Origin of the sequence: Streptomyces sp. TSRI0281 (genome assembly GCF_001905125.1) — a bacterium.
In the GTDB taxonomy this organism is placed as follows: Bacteria; Actinomycetota; Actinomycetes; order Streptomycetales; family Streptomycetaceae; genus Streptomyces.
This window is the reverse complement of the sequence record NZ_LWLE01000012.1, coordinates 138786-156087: the sequence shown is the minus strand read 5'-3', so window position 1 is coordinate 156087 and position 17302 is coordinate 138786. Positions and strand designations below refer to the sequence as shown.

General features: G+C 70.2%; 10 protein-coding genes. 5 read left to right on the top strand and 5 right to left on the bottom strand.

The features are described from left to right. Together A6A29_RS18520 and A6A29_RS18515 are read left to right on the top strand one after the other, a co-directional pair. Nucleotides 1–1536, top strand: coding sequence for a sensor histidine kinase (locus A6A29_RS18520; protein ID WP_073721206.1), 1536 nt, complete (start codon nucleotides 1–3; stop codon nucleotides 1534–1536). Continuing rightward, nucleotides 1533–2195 (top strand): hypothetical protein, encoded by a 663-nt coding sequence (locus tag A6A29_RS18515; protein ID WP_073721205.1) that lies wholly within the window; start codon nucleotides 1533–1535, stop codon nucleotides 2193–2195. Before A6A29_RS18520 ends, A6A29_RS18515 begins: the two co-directional genes overlap by 4 nt. A gap of 320 nt (nucleotides 2196–2515) precedes the next feature. On the opposite strand, the gene A6A29_RS18510 is transcribed toward A6A29_RS18515, so the two are convergent. From A6A29_RS18510 to A6A29_RS43125, 3 genes are all read right to left on the bottom strand, one after another. Beyond that, entirely contained in the window at nucleotides 2516–5791 is a 3276-nt protein-coding gene (locus A6A29_RS18510; protein WP_385728437.1) for a S8 family peptidase, read from the bottom strand. Nucleotides 5792–6184: 393 nt separating this feature from the next. Then, entirely contained in the window at nucleotides 6185–6976 is a 792-nt protein-coding gene (locus tag A6A29_RS18505) for a L,D-transpeptidase (protein WP_079182845.1), read from the bottom strand. Between the two features lie 208 nt (nucleotides 6977–7184). Further along, a complete protein-coding gene (locus A6A29_RS43125) occupies nucleotides 7185–9323 on the bottom strand; it encodes a choice-of-anchor A family protein (RefSeq protein WP_079182844.1) in 2139 nt (712 codons plus the stop codon). Nucleotides 9324–9844: 521 nt separating this feature from the next. Between A6A29_RS43125 and A6A29_RS45285 the strand changes: the two genes are divergently transcribed. From A6A29_RS45285 to A6A29_RS18490, 3 genes are all read left to right on the top strand, one after another. After that, nucleotides 9845–10018, top strand: coding sequence for a hypothetical protein (locus A6A29_RS45285; protein ID WP_158074412.1), 174 nt, complete (start codon nucleotides 9845–9847; stop codon nucleotides 10016–10018). A 17-nt stretch (nucleotides 10019–10035) separates the two neighbouring features. Continuing rightward, on the top strand, nucleotides 10036–11331 hold the full coding sequence (locus A6A29_RS18495) for a cupin domain-containing protein (RefSeq protein WP_158074411.1): 1296 nt from the start codon (nucleotides 10036–10038) through the stop codon (nucleotides 11329–11331). 193 nt (nucleotides 11332–11524) lie between these two features. Continuing rightward, entirely contained in the window at nucleotides 11525–13207 is a 1683-nt protein-coding gene (locus A6A29_RS18490) for an ABC transporter ATP-binding protein (RefSeq protein WP_079182902.1), read from the top strand. Between the two features lie 78 nt (nucleotides 13208–13285). On the opposite strand, the gene A6A29_RS44795 is transcribed toward A6A29_RS18490, so the two are convergent. Both A6A29_RS44795 and A6A29_RS18475 read right to left on the bottom strand, forming a co-directional pair. Then, a complete protein-coding gene (locus A6A29_RS44795) occupies nucleotides 13286–14104 on the bottom strand; it encodes a hypothetical protein (RefSeq protein ID WP_143197003.1) in 819 nt (272 codons plus the stop codon). Between the two features lie 2266 nt (nucleotides 14105–16370). Beyond that, nucleotides 16371–17246 carry an alpha/beta fold hydrolase gene (locus tag A6A29_RS18475; RefSeq protein WP_241838573.1) on the bottom strand — a complete coding sequence of 292 codons (876 nt, stop codon included), beginning with the start codon at nucleotides 17244–17246 and terminating at the stop codon, nucleotides 16371–16373. Nucleotides 17247–17302 lie beyond the last annotated feature (56 nt).

The following is a 17302-nucleotide window of genomic DNA, read 5'->3' as shown; positions in this document are numbered from 1 at the left end:
ATGCCCGGGGCGACCGCCGCGTTCGGGCTGCGCACCCGGCTGGTGATCGCGTTCCTGCTGGTGGCCGCCGTCAGCGCTGTCACGACCGCCGCGTTGACCTATCGGGAGGCGCGCAGCGCGGTCCTCGTGCGTGCGCAGGACACCGCCGTCGTCTCCTTCCGCGAGGAGGCCGAGCGGTTCGCCCCCGGCCTGCCCCTGGACGTGGAGTCGCTGCGGTGGGACCTCTTCGACATCGCGGCGCGCGCCAAACCGCATCCGTGGATCGTCTTCGCCGAGTACGGCTCGTTGCGCGTCTCCTCAGGTGACAAGTCCGTCTCCGGTGTGCTGACCGCTGAGCTTCGCCGCACCGCGCTCACTTCGCCGCACGGCAGCTTCGAGCGGGTCGTCAAGGACGGGAACGCGTATCTGACGATCGGGATGCCGGTGATGACCCGGGTCATCGCCGGCGGCGGCGCGGTGCCGAGCGGCCTGGTCCTCTTCGCCGTGATGCCCATGACGAACGAGGAGGTGGACATCGACGCCCTGGTGACCGCTGCCCGCGACGGCGCGCTGCCGGGGCTGGCCGTGGCCCTGGTGCCCGCGCTGCTCTCGGCGCGCAGCGTGCTGCGCCCCGTCCGTGAACTGCGGCGTGCCGCGCACTCCATGGGTGGCGGGCAGCTCGACACACGTATCCCCGTACATGGCCGGGACGAACTGGCCGACCTGGCCAGGACGTTCAACGAGTCGGCGGCCCGGCTCGAACGCTCCGTGCAGGAGTTGCGGGACGCCGGGGCACGGGCCCGGCGCTTCGCCTCGGACGTCTCGCACGAGTTGCGCACCCCACTCGCCGGTATGCTCGCCGTCACGGACGTGTTGGACGAGGACGCCGCGGAACTCGCCCCGGACACCGCGCGGGCGGTGCGCCTGATCAGCGCCGAGACCGGCAATCTGGCCGTACTGGTGGAGGATCTGATGGAGATCTCCCGCTTCGACGCCCGCGCGGCGGAGCTCAACGCCGACGAGGTGGACGCGGCGGAGGCCGTGCGCAGCACCCTGTCCGGCAGGCAGTGGCTCGGCCGGGTCCGCGGGGAGCTGCCCGACGGCTTCCGGATCCGCCTGGACCCGCGTCGCTTCGACGTCATCGTGGCCAACCTGGTCGGCAACGCCCTGCGCCACGGTGCCGAACCGGTCACTGTGCGGCTGTCGGCACACAAGGGTGCCCTGATCACCGAGGTGTACGACAGCGGCCCCGGGATCGCGCCGGGCGCGCTGCCGCACATCTTCGACCGTTTCTACAAGGCGGACGCCGCACGTTCCCGCTCATCGGGCAGCGGCCTCGGGCTGGCGATCACGGAGGAGAACGTACGGCTGCACGGCGGCACGATCCGCGCGGAGAACGCGCCCGGCGGCGGCGCGCTGTTCACGGTGGAACTGCCCTTCGACGGGCCCGCGTCCGGAAGCGGCGCGCCGGACGGCCCGTCGCCCGCGCACGATCCGTCGCCCGCGCACGATGCGGGGCCGAGGGACAGCCAGGACCGGACGGGGGCCACCGCGTGAGGAAGCCGGCGCCGCGTGGGCGTCGAGCGGTCCGGCTCGCCGCGCTGCTGGTGCTCGCCGGGGGCCCGCTCGCGGGCTGCGGTGTCCGGGAGACGGCCGTGATCGAGGCCGGAAGACCGGCTGTCGCCGATCTGCTTCCCCCGCGCGAGGGACGCGTGCTGTTGTTCTTCTTCTCCCCCGACAACGAACTGCTGCCCGTGCCGCGGACCGTCGAAGCGCCGTGGCGAAGCGGCGACGCGGGCTCCACCGGGTCGGATGACTCGTCGGCCGGCCCGGACGAGCCGCACGGACAGGACGGCTCCGGCGGTTCGTTCCCGGCCGGTGGGGGGACGGGCGGGTCCCTCTCACCGCTCGCGGCCGTCACCGCCCTGCTCGCCGGACCGGACAAGGCCGAACGGCGGGCCGGGCTGCGCAATGCTCCCTCGCTGCCCGGCGCGGCATCCGCCGCAAAACGGATCGTGACGGGTGGCCCCGCCGTCGAGGTCGAGCTGCGCCTGCGGGTGAAACGGCTGACCGCCCCCGCCCGCGACCAGATCGTCTGCACGGCCGCGTACGCGGCGCATGCGCAGGGGGCCGTGTCCGTAAGCCTGGTCGGGCAGGACGGGCGGCTCGCCCCGGCCGACTGCCCCGTTCGCCCGGTCGAGGTGCCGGCACGCTGAGCCCTGACCGAGGGCGTGCGGACGGCCGGGCACCGGCCGTAGAGGCCAATCCCCGAGTCGCACGGCCGAGTTGACGTCGGCCGTGCCGACCCGGGTCACCCGTCCGTCCGAAGGAGCCGGGGCGACCCCGCCGTGGATGGCCGGCGGTCCGGGCGGACCACGGCGGAATCGAGGCTTCCCGACGGCCCCGCACGGAAAGGGAGCGGCCCGCCGGAACTTCCGTTCCGGCGGGCCGCTCCCCTCAACTCACCCGGGCCGTGCCCCGCCCGTCGGGGTCTCACCCGATCGCGCGACGCCCGTGGGTTCTGGCCCGTGATGCCTCACTTGCCGAAGAAGGCGTTGTGGATCGTGACGGTCGACTGGTTGCCGTCCTTGTCGGTGACGACGGCCTTCAGCGAAATCGCCTTGCCCTTCGCCGGGGCGCGGACCGTGATCTTGTCCGACTGGACCGGGGTGGGCAGCCACGTCGTGCCGTCGTACGACACCAGGACCCGCAGGGTCTTCAGGTTGGCGCCGGCCGCCGCGCCCTGCACCTTGACGGGGACGGTCTGCTTGACGCCCGCCGGAGCGGTGGAGTCCAACGCGAGCTGCGGCAGGAAACGGACCGTGGAGACCGGGAGCGCGGTCGGGCTCTCGGTACGGGCCGAGTGGAAGGTCCACGAGGCGTCGATCCGGGTCCCGGTGCGGTTGAACTTCGGGTTCCGGTGGATCGTGGTCGACACCGTGTACGCGGCGGAATCCGACGGCAGGGTGAAGGGCCCCTGGTCGATGGCGGCGTCCTTCTGCACGTACAGCTCGCCATTGCGGTGGATGGTGGTGCTCGCACCGGAGTACTCGGCGAACCCGGAATGGCCTGCCCCATCACTGACCAGCGGGAACGCGCCCTGGATGTCGTCGCCGTCGCGGACGATCCCCTCGTCCGCGTTCATCCGCGGCCCCATGACACCGATGTTGAAGTCCTCGGTGTAGGTCTTCCCCGCAGTGAACCGCTGCGGCCCGCCGAGCTCGTACGCCGAGTCGAAGCCGCGGTAACCCGTCGCGTCCTTCTCGCCGAGTACGGCCGCGACGATGTTCCAGGCGGCGCCGCCTGCCGTGGACAGATACACATTCCGCGTTCCCGGTGCCGACTGCACGGAGAAGGGGGCGTCGACGCCGCCTCCCCAGTCCAGCAGGCCGTGCGCCGCGAGGGCGCCCTCAAGACCGGGTACGGACGACCCGATCTTCGCCTTCACCAGGGCCATGTCCTTGGCGGTGTAGGTCTTGCTGTAGCCGGTGGCCAGCTCCTGGACCGGGCCGCCGGTGAGGACGTTGTATTCGGTGGTGCCCCGCTCCCAGTTGGCGGACCACTGCTGGGCGAGGACACCGTCGTCCATCTTGGGACCCTGGTACGCGGTGCGGAGGTTGTCGAAGCTGCTGAGCTCGGCCCCCTCGATGATGTAGGTCTCGGGTGTGCTCAGGGTGTTCATCATTCCGGCGCGCGTGGGGCGTGCGGCCGCGTCCGGCACCTTGAAGGTCACCGGCCGGGTGGTCCGGGCGTCGAGGGTGACCGTGGTGGGACCGGTCACCGAGAGCTGCGGATTGTTGATCAGATCGGTGCCCTTGCGCGGGGCGGCGGGGTCGACCAGCATGTTGGCGGCGAGGCTGTAGGTACCGCGCGGCAGCCGGACCGTGGTGGAGCCCGACGACAGGTCCGGGAAGAACCGCTGGCCGGCGGCGGAATCGCGGTAGCCCTTCAGGTCGGCCTGCCAGCCGGTGCTGGGCTCGCCGTCCCGTCCGATGGTCTTGAAGGTGACGTCGTACGACTCGCTCTCACGCTCCGCGGCTGCCGCGGTGCGCACGGTCTGGCCGCCCCCGGACGCGACGATCGTGGCCGAGTACGAGCCGTCGACCGTACCGCCGAGGCGGGTGTCGGCCGTCAGATCCACGGAGGCGGTGCCGCCCGCCGGGACCGTGATCCGCTGCGCTTGGAGGGTGAAGAACCCTGCCGCCGCGGGCTTTCCGTCCCCGCCGGTGGGTTCCGCCAGCGACAGGTCAAGGGTCACGTCGGCGGTGCCGTTGTTCCGGTACGTCACCTGCTTGGTGACGGGGGTGTCGTCGGTGTGGGGCCACGGCTGGGTGCCCAGGCTGACGGAGCCCGGTTCGGAGACGAGCGTCTGGTCGATCGCCTTGTCGACGGCGAGCCGGCCCGAGCCCTGCTGGAAGACCGACTGGGAGCTGCCCTTGGCCGATCCCGTCAGAACGGCCTTGATCTGCGCGCCCGTCCAGGTGGGGTTCTTCTGCTTGAGGATCGCCGCGGCGCCCGCGACGTGCGGGGTCGCCATCGACGTGCCGTCCATGCTGACGTACCCGGGAGGGTTCTGTCCCGCGGTGCCCGCCGCCGCGGCCGCCGTGATCCCCACGCCCGGCGCGGTGATGTCGGGCTTGACGGCGCCGTCCCCGGTGCGGGGCCCGACGCTGGAGAAGTCGGCGATCAGGTCGTTGTCGTCGACGGCGCCGACCGTCAGGGCCGCGTCGGCGCTGCCCGGCGATGCGACCGTGCCCCGTCCCGGCCCGCTGTTGCCCGCGGCCACCGCGAACAGGATGCCCTTCTCCGCGGAGATCTTGTTGACCTGGGCTTCCATCGGGTCGATCCCGACGGTGTCGGGGCTGCCCAGGCTCATGCTGATGATGTCGGCGCCTTGGGCGACGGCCCAGTCGACCCCCGCGATGATGCCGGAGTCGTCACCGATGCCCCGGTCGTCCAGCACCTTGGCGTTGATCAACTGGGCCCCGGGCGCCACGCCCTTGAACCGCGAGTCCTTCGCCCCCGTACCTGCCGCGGTGGAGGCCACATGCGTGCCGTGACCGGCATGGTCCCGGGCGTCCGCGGAGCCGCTGAAGTTCCGCTCTGCCACCACCTTGCCCGCCAGATCCGGGTGGGTGGCGTCGATTCCGGTGTCCACGACAGCGATCTTCACACCCGTGCCGTCGTACGAGCGGGCCCAGGCGGCCGGGGCGCCGATCTGACCGGTGCTGCGGTCGAGCGACGCCTTCCGCACGCCGTCCAGCCAGATCCGCGAGATGCCGGAGGCCGTGGCCGCCGAACCGTCGCTCCGCTGACGGGTCAGGGCGTCCCACAGCGCGCCCGTGCTGTCGGTGGTGGCAGTGGTGACGGCATCGGCGTCGAGGGCCGACAGGGTCCGGCGGACGGTGGTGCCGTCGGAGGAACGCACCTCGGCCCGGGCGGACTTGGCCGCCGCTCCCCGGTAGCCGACGATCACCTTGAGTCCGGCCCGGTTGGCCTTGCGGCTCTCCGGCTTGGCGAGTGCGGTGATGTCGAACAGCCGCTGGTCCAGCGTGCCGTCGGCGATCAGCCGACGGGCGTCACGCGGCACCACATAGGTACGGCCCTCGTAGGTCTGGGTGAAGAAGGGTATGTCCTCCCGGCCCTTGGCCCGCTGGATGCCGCCTGCCCGGCCACGGGAGTCCACGAGGACCCGGTCCCCGGTGATCAGGGTGACGGTGTGCTGAGTCCGGCCGGCTGCCCCCAACTCCGCGGCGGCAACCGGGGATTCCGTATCCAGGCCACTGATCTTCGCTGACGCCGGGCCGGTCATGCCCGCCGTGAGGGCGACGGCCGCAGCAACGACGGCACACGCCTTCTTTGATTGTCTACGCAAGATTGCCCCTGCTCAGGAGTGAATCGGGCGGGCGAAGGCCCAGCCCGCACGGGGCGCATTCGGATACGTGTACGACCCCGGATTTCTGAAGTATGCCGGGGTCGCTCGGACGCACTCAATGATCGTTGTGTAACAGCCGCAGTGAATGAACAGGCTTTACCCGGGAGGGGCGTACGGGCCCGGATGCCCGGCATGTGCGGCTGCTCGGGCGTGCCGCGGGTCTCGGGCGAACGGCACTCCAGCCGTGCCCGCGCACAGAGGGATCACGCCCGTTTCCTGGACATCGACAGACCTCACGCCACGGCCCCGCGCCCCCCGGACCCGGCCGGGTCAGTCGGCCGTGCCCGGCTTGGTGCCCCAGATGTACAGCGCGTCATCGATGTCCAGCAGGTCCCACAGGGCCGCCGCGTCCGCGAGCCGCAGGTTCACGCAGCCCGCCGAACCACCCCCGTCGAACAGGCCGTCGGGGCGCCCGTGCAGGGCCTGGCCGCCGTCGAAGAACTGCGAGTACGGCATGGGCGCGTTGTTGTAGATCGTGGAGACGTGGTCGCGGTCCCGCCAGTAGACGGCGTGCCAGCCGGTCCGGGTCTCCTCGCCGTCGCGCCCGGTGCGGATCGGTACGGGGTCGAGGACGACGTTCTTGCCGGTCTGGACCCACAGGAGCTGACGGTCGAGGTCGACGCAGGTGACGCGGTCGGAGCGCTGGGGGCAGTCACCGGCGGCGTTGGGATTGGCGCCGGCCTTGACGGCGGTCATCGTCCGGTACGTGACGAGGTTGGCGTAGCCGTCGGCGGGGGTGATGGACCGGGACTGCTGGAAGGTACGGATCGCCGCGCAGTCCTCGGGGGACTGCGCACCGTCGACGGTCCGCTTCAGGTACTCCTCCATGGGCCGCTGGTAGGGGCCGGTGGCGGCGGTGCATGTCTCCGCCGCGGCCGCGGCCGCCGCCGTCCCGGGCAGCGCTGCCGTCAGTCCCGCGCCCACCACGGCCAGCACCGCGATCCGCCGCCGCACCGTGCCGCCCCGAAGCCCCGCCCGTACGCCCCTCCCCCGTACCGCTGTCGCCCGGTCGCCTCCCGCGGACGGCCCTCCCGTACATCCGCTGACATCCGCGAACCTCATGCCGGCCTCCGCGCCTCGTGCGGCACAGCCCCCGGCGACATGTGACCACCGGCGCCCACCGGGCGACCGTCGCCCCTGCCACCCCACAGCTATCAGGAGCGGCCTGTCCGCGCCCCGCGGAGTATGCCGAACCGGTGAGGCCCCCGGGGACGGCGCACGGGGAACGCGGCCGTCCGGGGGCCTCACCCGTTTCGGGGAGGGAAATGGGTCACTTGTACTTGCCGGGCTCTCCCCGCTTGTTCGCGATCTTGACCGTCACGGTCTCACCGGCGTTCTGCTCGGTGATCACGAACGGGCCGTTCACCGGGTTCTCCGGCAGGACGTAACCCTCGGGTACGGCTGTTTCCAGCAGGTAGTACGTCCCGAGCGGCAGTTCGTCGAAGACGCAGGATCCGACGGGGTCCGTGGAGCAGCCCGGACCGGTGCGGGTGTCCGGCGGCACGGTGCCGTCCGGGCGGGTCTGCAGACCCGCGACCCCGTTGGACTCTCGCCACAGTTCGAAGACGGCCCCGGCGAGCGGCTTGCCGTTCTTCGCGTCGGTCTTGGCGACCTCGATGGTCGACTCCTCGGTCGGCACCGATGTCTTGGTGTTCTCCGCGGTGACGGTGACACCGTCGGGTGCGTTCCCGTCGGTGAGTACCAGCGGGCCGAATACCGCGGGGTCGGGCAGGTCGTACCCGGCGGGTGCGGCTGTCTCGCGCCAGTAGTACGTGCCGGTCCCGGCCGACCTCGTGCACTGACCGTCGGCGCCGGTGGTGCAGGAGGTGCCGACCTGGGTGTCGGGAGTCCCACCGGTGGTCTGGAGACCGGCCACCCCGTTGGTCTCCTCCCACAGCTCGAACACCGCGCCAGGCAGCACGTCGCCCGTCGCCGAGTCCTTCTTGACGACCGTCACGGAGCCCAGGACGGGCGTCTTGTCGTCCTCGACGGTGATGCTGACGCCGTCCGGAATCTGTGCCTGGGTCAGCGTCACGGGCCCGAAGACCGTCTGCGGGGGCAGCTCGTAGCCGGGCGGAGCCGCTGTCTCGCGCCAGTAGTACGTACCGAGGTCCACCGTCTTGGAGCACTTGCCGTCGGCGCCGGTGGTGCAGGAGGTGCCGACCTGGGTGTCGGGAGTCCCACCGGTGGTCTGGAGACCGGCCACCCCGTTGGTCTCCTCCCACAGCTCGAACACCGCGCCAGGCAGCACGTCGCCCGTCGCCGAGTCCTTCTTGACGACTGTCACCGGGGCTTGGGGCACCGGCACCGAGCAGTCCGGCAGGTCGCCGTCGAACGGGTAGGCGTGGAACTCCTGGCCGCCGCCCCCGCTGGCGGAGCTGGTGTGGGTGAGGGAACCGGTGGTGAAGAAACGGCCATTGACACCCGGCAGGGTGATGGTGGCCTCCGAGGCGGGGTTGCCGATCAGGACACTGCCCTGGAACTGACCGGTTCCGGCCAGGTTCACCGTCGTGGCGTCCGGGAAGTTCCACAGCAGACGCGGGCGGAGCTGGTTCAGCGGGTCGGTGTCCGCGATGCCACCGCTGTAGGTGCTGAGCGTGCGGGAGGTCCCGAGGATGTTCACCAGGACGGTGGCGCCCGCGGGAATGTTCCGGAAGACGAGGCCCTGCTGGGCACCGGTGCTCGTGGTCAGGTCGAAGTCGACGTTGAAGACCTGGAGGGCCGAGGTGTTGTCGCCGGTGAAGAGGGTCTGGCCGCCCTGGTTGACGGCGGTGCCGGTGGCGGGCCGCGGCCCGGCGTCCGTGCGCGCGTAGCACTGGCTCGCGGTGGTGAGCAGGCCGGGGAGCTCGGTGTACGGTGCGGCGGCGTCCGGGTCGGCGGTGACCGTGCCCTCGATGGTGCCCGTGGCGGTGCCCGCGTGCCGGACGACCCCGCCCTCGGCGAGCAGACGCTGGCCGGCGGCCACGGAGACGTTACCGCCCGTGGTGAGGAAGTCCGCTCCGTCCGGCGGGGGGACCCGTGAGCCGACGCCCACGATGCCGACGTTGTAGATCGCGCTGCCCGCGGTGCTCTTGTTCTGGTCGAAGTCCCCCAGGACGACGAGGCGGCCCTCGGCCTCGGCGGCACGTCCGCGGACCCGGTAGTCACCGCCCGCGAAGATGTTGATGCCGTTGTCGCGGCCCATGATCGGGCCGTTGCTGACGGGCGGGTACGGATCCGGGCAGTCACCCGGGACGCAGGGACCGAGGCCGCCGGGGAGGGGAGCCGCCACGGCCGGTGCCGCCGCGGCACCGAGGGCGATGACGGGGGCCGATGCGGCGGCGACCACGTACGCGAGCCCGGTGGCCCAGGCTCGGGTGCGGGTGCGTCCGGTGGGCCCCCGGCCGGATAGCTGGGTGAGGAGTTTCATACGTGGCGTTGTCGCACGCGCGCGGGGGATGGCCCGTGCGGGACACTCGCTCCGAACCGTTTGCCGCACGACAGATCACCCGACCGGGCCGGTGGCGCCTGGACAGAGGCGCGACCGGGCCGGGTGGCGCCTGGACAGAGGCGGGGCTACCACCTTGACGTGCACATAGTCGATCCCGTCGCACACGGGAGAGCCCCAGAACGGGATGCCGGTCTGCATGACCGGGACCGTCACCGTTCACGACGGAGCTCGCTGATCGCGGAGCTGGTCCTGCCGCCGCGGCTCGCCCCCGAGCCGTCTCGCGGACGCACGGAGCGATCGGCTTCCTTTCGCCGGCATGCGCCGGGCACGCCGGGTGCCTCCCGGTACCGGGTTCCCCTTCATGTTGTCCGCGGACAAACAGGGGTTGTCCGCACGTCGGCTGCGCTTTTGCACCGACCGCTTTACGGACAATCGGCGTCGGCCGCACGGTGGTTCTCGTACCGAATCCGCGGACCACGTCACTACAGAACGGGAACGTGATGACGAACTCACTCAACCCCGAGGACATTACGGTCGTCAGGCCCGAGGGCCTCGAACTCGCGCGGCACGACCCCAGCAAGGGGAACCACGACGACAACGACACCAACGATTCCGGCAAGAAGGACGTGTTCAACCAGTACATCGACAACATCTACGTCGACGACGAGGACTAGTCCATCCCCTTCGAGCTGTGCGCCAATTCAGCAAGGAGAGTCAGAAGCAGATGACAATTCCTGCCAGCCGGCATGAGGTCGAGTCCGGGCCTCGGGCCGTTCCGGGAACCGAGGAGCGAGGCCTCTTCGGTCTCTCTCGGATCATTGACCCGCTGGAAAAAGAATCCTTTCGGGACAAGTACTGGGAGAAACAGGTTCTTCTGGTCCAGCGCGAGGACCCCGGCTGTTTCTCGGACCTCTTGACACTGGACGACGTGGACCTGTTGCTGTTCTCCGCGGGCGTGAATCTCGATGGCATAAGGGTCCTGACCGAGGGTAAGGAGATGCCGGTCTCCGAGCTGGAGCACCTGAGCGGACAGAACGGCCGGGTCACGGTCCTCGAAACGCTCTACCAGCTCTACCGGACGGGATCCACAATTGCGCTGAACGCCCTGGAGCAGCGATGGGAGCCGCTGTCACGACTGTCTGCCGAACTCAGCGCGGAAACCAGCACGCGCGTGCAGACGAATGTGTATCTCACCCCGGGTGGTGGCGCCCAGGGACTCAGCCCGCACTACGACACCCATGATGTCTGCATTCTACAGGTACACGGGGTGAAACGCTGGAACCTCTACGGAACGGCGCACGAGCTGCCTCTCCGAGACCAGCCCTTCGACCACTCGAAGGTCTTCGAGCGTGAGGTGGAGCAAGAAATAGACCTGAAGCCGGGCGATGTGCTCTATCTCCCGAGGGGAACCGTCCACGCGGCGACCTCGACGGACTCGGCATCGGTCCACATCACCGTGGGATTTCGTCCGCTCCTGTGGAACGCGGTGATCCAGGAGGCCGTCAACGCGGTTCTCGGCGACGACGTGCGATTCCGCACCGGGCTGCCCATGGGATTCGCCAATGACGCGCAAGCACAGAAGGAGACCGAGGAGACCCTGACGGACCTTCTCGCATCGCTGACCTCCAGGCTGTCTCCGGCATCGATGACCGCCGGAGCGGTGAAGCGTGCGGTGTCCTTGGCAACGCCACGGCTGCGGCACCACTTGACCGACCTGGAAGGCGTCGCGTCCATCGGCCTCGACACGCCTGTGCGACGTCAGCCCGGTATTCGTTGGGGTATCGAGGCAAAACCCGAGAGGATCGAACTCCGGTTCCATAACAAGACGGTCGCGTTCCCCGTCCATGTGTCGGACGAAGTCCGGTACGTGGCCACGGGAGGCGAGCCATCGTTCACACCGCGGTCGGTTCCGGGCCTGTTGGACGAGCCCGGCAGGCTGGTGCTCGTCCAGGCACTCGTACGGGAAGGTTTTCTGACGCTGAGCTGACCTGCGGCGCCCGTCAGCAAGTGATCATGCCGGACCGGTGGCCTCGTCGGATGCAGCGCTGACGGGGCCACCGGACGTCCGGGAGTCCGGAGGGGAGACGCGCTTGACCGCCGAGCAGAAAGACCCGCAGGGGGTGGGGCTACGCAGGGTGCTGAGGCTCTTCCTGCCATACCGCGGACGCCTCGCCGCGCTGATGCTCCTGATCGTGGGAGCGTCCCTGGTGTCGATGGCTCTCCCCTTCCTGCTGCGCGAGATAGTGGACGTGGCCCTGCCACAGGCACGCACCGGCCTGCTCACCGCTCTGTCAGCGGGGATGGCCGGAGCCGTGGTCGTGAGTACCGGGCTCGGCGTACTCCAGTCGTATCTGACCGTGGTCCTGGGACAGCGGGTGATGCAGGACCTTCGTATCAGCGTCTACAACCACCTCCAGCGAATGTCGCTGGCGTTTTTCACGACCGCCCGCACCGGCGAGATCCAGTCCCGGATCTCCAACGACATCGGAAGTATGCAGGCGACGGTCACGAGCACCGCCACGGTGGTCGTCGGCAGCGTCACCACGGTTATGGCCAGCCTGGTCGCGATGCTCGCCCTGGACCCGGAACTCACTGTTCTTTCTCTCGCCATACTTCCGCTGTTCGTATGGATCAGCCGCAAGGTCGGGGCCGAGCGCCGCGGGATAGTCATGGAGTACCAGCGCAAACTGGCTGTGATGTCGGCCCTGGTGGAGGAGTCGCTGTCGGTCAGCGGCTTCCTCCTCGGCCGGACGATGGGCCGGACCAGTACGTTGAACGCCGAATTCGCCGCGAACTCCCGGGCTCTGACGGATCTCGCCGTCCGTTCGACGATGGTGGGCCGATGGAGGCAGTCGACGATCGCGATCATCATGGGGACGATGCCCGTCATCATCTACTGGGCGGCGGGAGTCATCGGTCACCAGAGCCAGGACCCGGTCTCCATCGGCACACTCATCGCCTTCACGTCACTCCAGCAGGGTCTGTTCGGCCCTGCGGTCTCCCTCCTGCGGGTGGGCATCTCCCTACAGAGTTCCATGGCCCTGTTCGACCGGGTCTTCGAGTATCTCGACCTTCCCGTGGGCGTCCCCGAACCGGCCGCCCCGACGCCGCTCCCTCACCCGAAGGGCAGGGTCGAACTGCGAGGAGTGCACTTCCACTACCCCGGATCGGCGACAGGGCTGTCAGGGATCGACGTGGACATCGCCCCCGGTGAACACCTCGCGGTCGTGGGAACGACTGGAGCTGGGAAGACGACCCTGGGATATCTGATCACGCGGCTGTGCGACCCGACCAGCGGCACGGTCACCATCGACGGGGTCGATGTACGGGACCTCAGTTTCGAGACCCTCGCGGCCACGGTCGGCCTGGTGTCGCAGGACACGTACCTGTTCCACACCACCATCGCCGACAACCTCCGTTTCGCGAAGGCGGGCGCGACGGACGGCGAACTGGTCGCCGCGGCCAAAGCGGCCCATATCCACGACCTCATCCGCAGTCTTCCCGAGGGGTACCGGACGATCGTCGGGGAACGGGGGTACCGATTCTCCGGAGGGGAGAAGCAGCGCCTGGCCATCGCCAGGACAGTGCTGCGCGATCCACCGGTCCTCGTCCTGGACGAAGCCACCAGCGCGCTCGATGTCCACACCGAGCGGCGCGTCCAACGCGCGTTGGCGAAGATGTCCGGTGGACGCACCACAATCACCATCACCCACCGCCTCTCCACTGTGGTGAACGCCGACCGGATCATCGTGCTGGAGCGCGGGCGGATCGTGGAGCACGGTTCTCACGCCGATCTTCTGGCACACTCGGGCCGCTACGCCGCGCTGCTCCGGCCGGAGCGCCGGGAGCGGCCCCGGGTGTGAGGGGAGGCGTGGACGGACAGGACTCCGCCGAACCGGCGTCGCCCCCGGCTCTGGGGAGAATCGTTCGGCCACGAGGCGTTACTCGGCGACCACGAGTGTGCGGACGCGCCCCCCGATGCGTCGCCATTCCGTCCCGTCCCATTCCCGGACCGCCGCGCGATCACGGTCCAACCGGTAGAGATGGTCCCCGCGAGTCCCGTATGCGGCTCCGGCATCGCCGACGCGCGACCAACCGCCCGCCCGGTATCGCCAAAGTCCACCGTCGGCGTCGTTGGTGGCATACAGGTCCGAGCGGCCGGCGAAGAGATCGCCTGCCGGTCCGCCGATCGCGCTCCAGACGCCGGCCTTGCCGCTCCAGCGCATCACCGCGCTGCGTTCGGGACTGAGCCCGTACAGATGGTCCCCGCTCACGGCGAAGTCGGCGCCGGCCGTTCCGGCGCAGAACCAGACGTCGGCCTTCCCTCCGTACGCGAAGATCCGGCCGTCGACGGGATCGGTCGCGAACAGCCCGGCCCCGCCGCCGTACAGTCGCCCCGCCGGTCCGCCGATCCGCGTCCACGTCCCACGGGCCCGGTTCCATCTGTGGACGGCTTCGCGGTCCGCGGCCAGCCGGTACAACTGCGTGCCGCTCATCGCGAAGGCGGCGGCCCTCGCGCTGACTGGCGCCCAGGCCCCGGGCACACCGCTGTACCCACGCAGTTCGCCCGTCTCCGGGTCGGTGGCGAAGACTCCTGCCGGGCCTGCGTACAAATCCTTGGCCGGACCGCCGATTTTCACCCATACGGCATCCGCGCCGCTCCACTGAACGATCGCTCGGCCGTCCTCCGCCACGGCGTAGACGCCGCTGCCCGACGGCGCCGGGATCTCGGCGGGCCGCGGCGCCGTGGACGACGGCATCGCCTCGGGAGCGAACCGGCTCGGCGCAGGTGTGGACGGGTGCACGGGAGCGCCGGAAGAGGGGGCCGTTCCCGGTGGTAATCGGCTCGGGGTCGCCACGGGGGGCCGCGGCGAGGAGCCGATGGCGCGCTTCTGCGGCGCCATCTGCGGGACACGGCCGGACCGGTAGGGGGCCCCGGACCCGGCGCGGAGGGCGGACGGCATCGGTTCCAGCGCCGTTGCCGCCGCTCCGAGGACCAAACCCACGCAGACCATGAACAGGACGCACCACCGACACCCCGGGGCCAACGGGAGACGAGCCAGTGCGCGTCGCAGTGCGACGGGCGAACGTCCCGGTCCGCCGGACGCGTCGTCCGCCCGGTGCACCACACGTCCGGAGACGACCCTCGTCTCCCTGGCCGCGATCACTCCGGCCGTGGTACGAAGCCGGGGCAAGCCCGTACGCCCGACCCCCACGTCGGCACCGACCGGGATGAGAGGCACTTCGAGGTCTCGTGTCGCGGGCAGATACCAATCTCGCAGGACGAGCTCCGCTCCGGGCGGAATTCCGCCCGCTTCATCCTGTGCGTCCGGCTGCTGGTCGCCGCACCGTTCCCCGGCTGCCGGGGACGCGAGTGCGTCCCTCTCCTCTCGGGCGACGGCACGCTCCTGGGACGGCCGTACGAGTTCGCCGTCCGCTGCACCCGGCCGGGTCCGTGCCGAAGGTACAGGGGCCGCCCCTGTGGGCGGATCCCAGCCCACCGCGGTCCCGCCGCCCGACCGCCGGAGTGCGTCGTCCAACTCGCTCTGCAGCCGTGCCGTCACCCCCAGCAGGCTGCGCACCGCCCTCTCGGATTCGGCCAGGCGCGCCTCGGCGATCCGCTTGGCCTCCCGCATCGGCTCAAGTGCTTCGCCGCTCGCCGAGGCGCCCTTCGCCGCCTGCCCCTTGCCCTCCTCAGCCGCACAAGCAGCGGCGTGCAGCCGCCTGGCCCGGGCAAGCAGCTCGGCGCGGCCTCGGTCGTCGCGGACTCGGCCGGACGCTACCCGTTCCAGCAGCTCCAGCGGAGCGATCTTTGCCCCGGAGCGGTAGTCGCTCCAGCTGGTCCTGCCGGCCCCGTAGCTCTTGGCGAGGTCCCGGACCGTACGTCCTTGCGTGATGTTCCGCAGGAAGACCGCCAGTGCGTTCGCCTCGGCCGTCTCCCCTTTTGGCTCCCCTTGCCGACGTCCCGCCTTGCCCATCTCCGGACCACCTCAGCATCCACGGGCCCGTACCGTCGCCCGCCCCGACCGAATCGACGCCCTAGCAGACCAGGGAACACCGTCGACCTGCCAGTAGTTGTCGAACAAATCTGCCAGTGGACGCGGACTCCAGGTGGTTTGCGGTCCCGGTGTGCGCTGCAGAGGTCTCCACCGTCGTCGGGCCGGACCGTCTGATGGCCTCGGCGGCCCGGCGCCGGGGAGACAGGAAGCCGGCACCGACAGCTCCCCTGCTGCTACTTCTCGGGTTCCGGCTCAACTTCTCTGGAGCAGTAACGCTGAGACCTGTGAAAACCATGCTCCGCAGGCCCTGTTGACGGTCAGGCCCCCGGAAACGGGAGGTTTGCGGCTGTGTACTCCACCGCGATGACGAATGTGCTGGCACACCTCGGGCACTCGGCTCGCCCAAAAAGGTAGGTGAGACCGTTGGCGAGCCAGTCATGGCCGTCACGGACGGCCGGGTCGTACATCCATCGTCCGGTGCCGACGAGGGCTCCGGGGGACGTGGGCTTCAGGTCGCGTCTTTCTCTGTCGCCGGCCTGCCAGTCCCGGATTGCCGAGTACCGCCCGTAGTTGCCGATGGCAACGGTCACCTCGACGGCGCAGTGAGGGCAGCACAGGTCGTAGAAGTCGTCCGTGAAGTCTCCAAGTACGGCACTCCAGTGGTACTGCCCATCAGCAGACTGAGCGCCTCGGGGCTTCTCCGACCGAGCGCCACCAGGCGTGGAAGTGCGGCAAAACGCCGGAACCACAGTGGGCTCGCAAGTCGAGGTGTCGCGTGTTCAGCGGACGGGCCCGGCTTTCCGACTACCGACCGTCGCCGGTCACGGTGGTCCAGCGCGGATCGATGTGGCCCCGCCATACGTCTTGATCGTCGGCCAGGGACTGCTTCAGGGGAAGGGGCAGGAACCGGCAGGCGAAGACGAGGCCGGCGTCGTCTCCGCCGCCGTCGACGTGGTGGTCCCACGCGTCGGAGGTGTCGGAACCTCGGTAGTCGGCGAGGTCCCGCAGCCGCCACCAGCGGAAGCCGTCACCCGTCGAAGCCCTGTGCGCCGACGGCGCCCCGCACGAATCGCCGCAGGTGCGCGCGGACAGCCTCGGGCTGCTCCAACCAGGGTTCGTGTCCTGCGCCCTCGATCCGCGTCAGCGCAAGAGCGAGGCGGAGCGCGAGCGATTCGAGTGCCGCCAGAGGGCGGGGATCGCCGCGTCCACCGAGGAGCTCCGCCCGTGCGGGCAAGCACGCGCGCAGCTCGGCAAGGCGCTCGTCGAGCGGGTCCGCGCGCCCTTCCCTGCCGAGTTCGCCGTTCATGGCCCAGTTGACCGGGCGACGCCGCCGGGCGCCCTGGGCTGCCCAGTGCCACCCGCGTTCGAGGTCGGCGTGGTCGGTGAACCAGGCCAGCGTGAGCAGTTCGACTTCCTGCTCCTCCGTGCGGTGCGGCAACTCCTCCAACTCGTGGAGCCGTTCCTGCTGCGCTACGGACATGCGGCGGCCTCGCTCCGCCTGTTCCCCCGTACGCCAATCACCGACGAAGGGTCCGCACATCAGGAGCATCGCGGCAACCCGGTCCGAGTGCGCCAGGCAGAACCGGCTCGCCAGATCGGTGCCGTAGGAGTGCCCGATCAACACGGCCTCGGGCACGTCCCATGCGTCGAGCAGCTCGGCGAGATCCTCGACATGCCGGGCAAGGGAATGAGGGCCCCGCCACGGGGACCGGCCCGTACCACGCTGGTCATACCGGTACACCGGCGCAAGGTCCGCGACCATGGGGGCGACATCGCCCAGATAGTCCGGCAGACCCGGACCGCCATGAAGCATGACCACAGCCGGCCGCCGAGTCGTATCCCCCGACGCCACCCAGCGCAACTGCGCCCCGTCGGTCATCGGCACCAGCCCCTGCGCCTCCATCGAAGTCACCTCGGCAAACCTACCGGTCTCACCGAGGGCCCGCCGAGAACCGACGA

What these genes read in the sequence shown, in the direction of transcription:
- A6A29_RS18520 (WP_073721206.1), top strand. Translation starts at nt 1, where the DNA reads ATGCCCGGGGCGACCGCCGCGTTCGGGCTGCGCACCCGGCTGGTGATC.
- A6A29_RS18510 (WP_385728437.1), bottom strand. Translation starts at nt 5,791, where the DNA reads ATGACCGGCCCGGCGTCAGCGAAGATCAGTGGCCTGGATACGGAATCC.
- A6A29_RS18505 (WP_079182845.1), bottom strand. Translation starts at nt 6,976, where the DNA reads ATGAGGTTCGCGGATGTCAGCGGATGTACGGGAGGGCCGTCCGCGGGA.
- A6A29_RS43125 (WP_079182844.1), bottom strand. Translation starts at nt 9,323, where the DNA reads ATGAAACTCCTCACCCAGCTATCCGGCCGGGGGCCCACCGGACGCACC.
- A6A29_RS45285 (WP_158074412.1), top strand. Translation starts at nt 9,845, where the DNA reads ATGACGAACTCACTCAACCCCGAGGACATTACGGTCGTCAGGCCCGAG.
- A6A29_RS18490 (WP_079182902.1), top strand. Translation starts at nt 11,525, where the DNA reads ATGCTCCTGATCGTGGGAGCGTCCCTGGTGTCGATGGCTCTCCCCTTC.
- A6A29_RS44795 (WP_143197003.1), bottom strand. Translation starts at nt 14,104, where the DNA reads ATGCCGTCGTCCACGGCGCCGCGGCCCGCCGAGATCCCGGCGCCGTCG.
- A6A29_RS18475 (WP_241838573.1), bottom strand. Translation starts at nt 17,246, where the DNA reads ATGGAGGCGCAGGGGCTGGTGCCGATGACCGACGGGGCGCAGTTGCGC.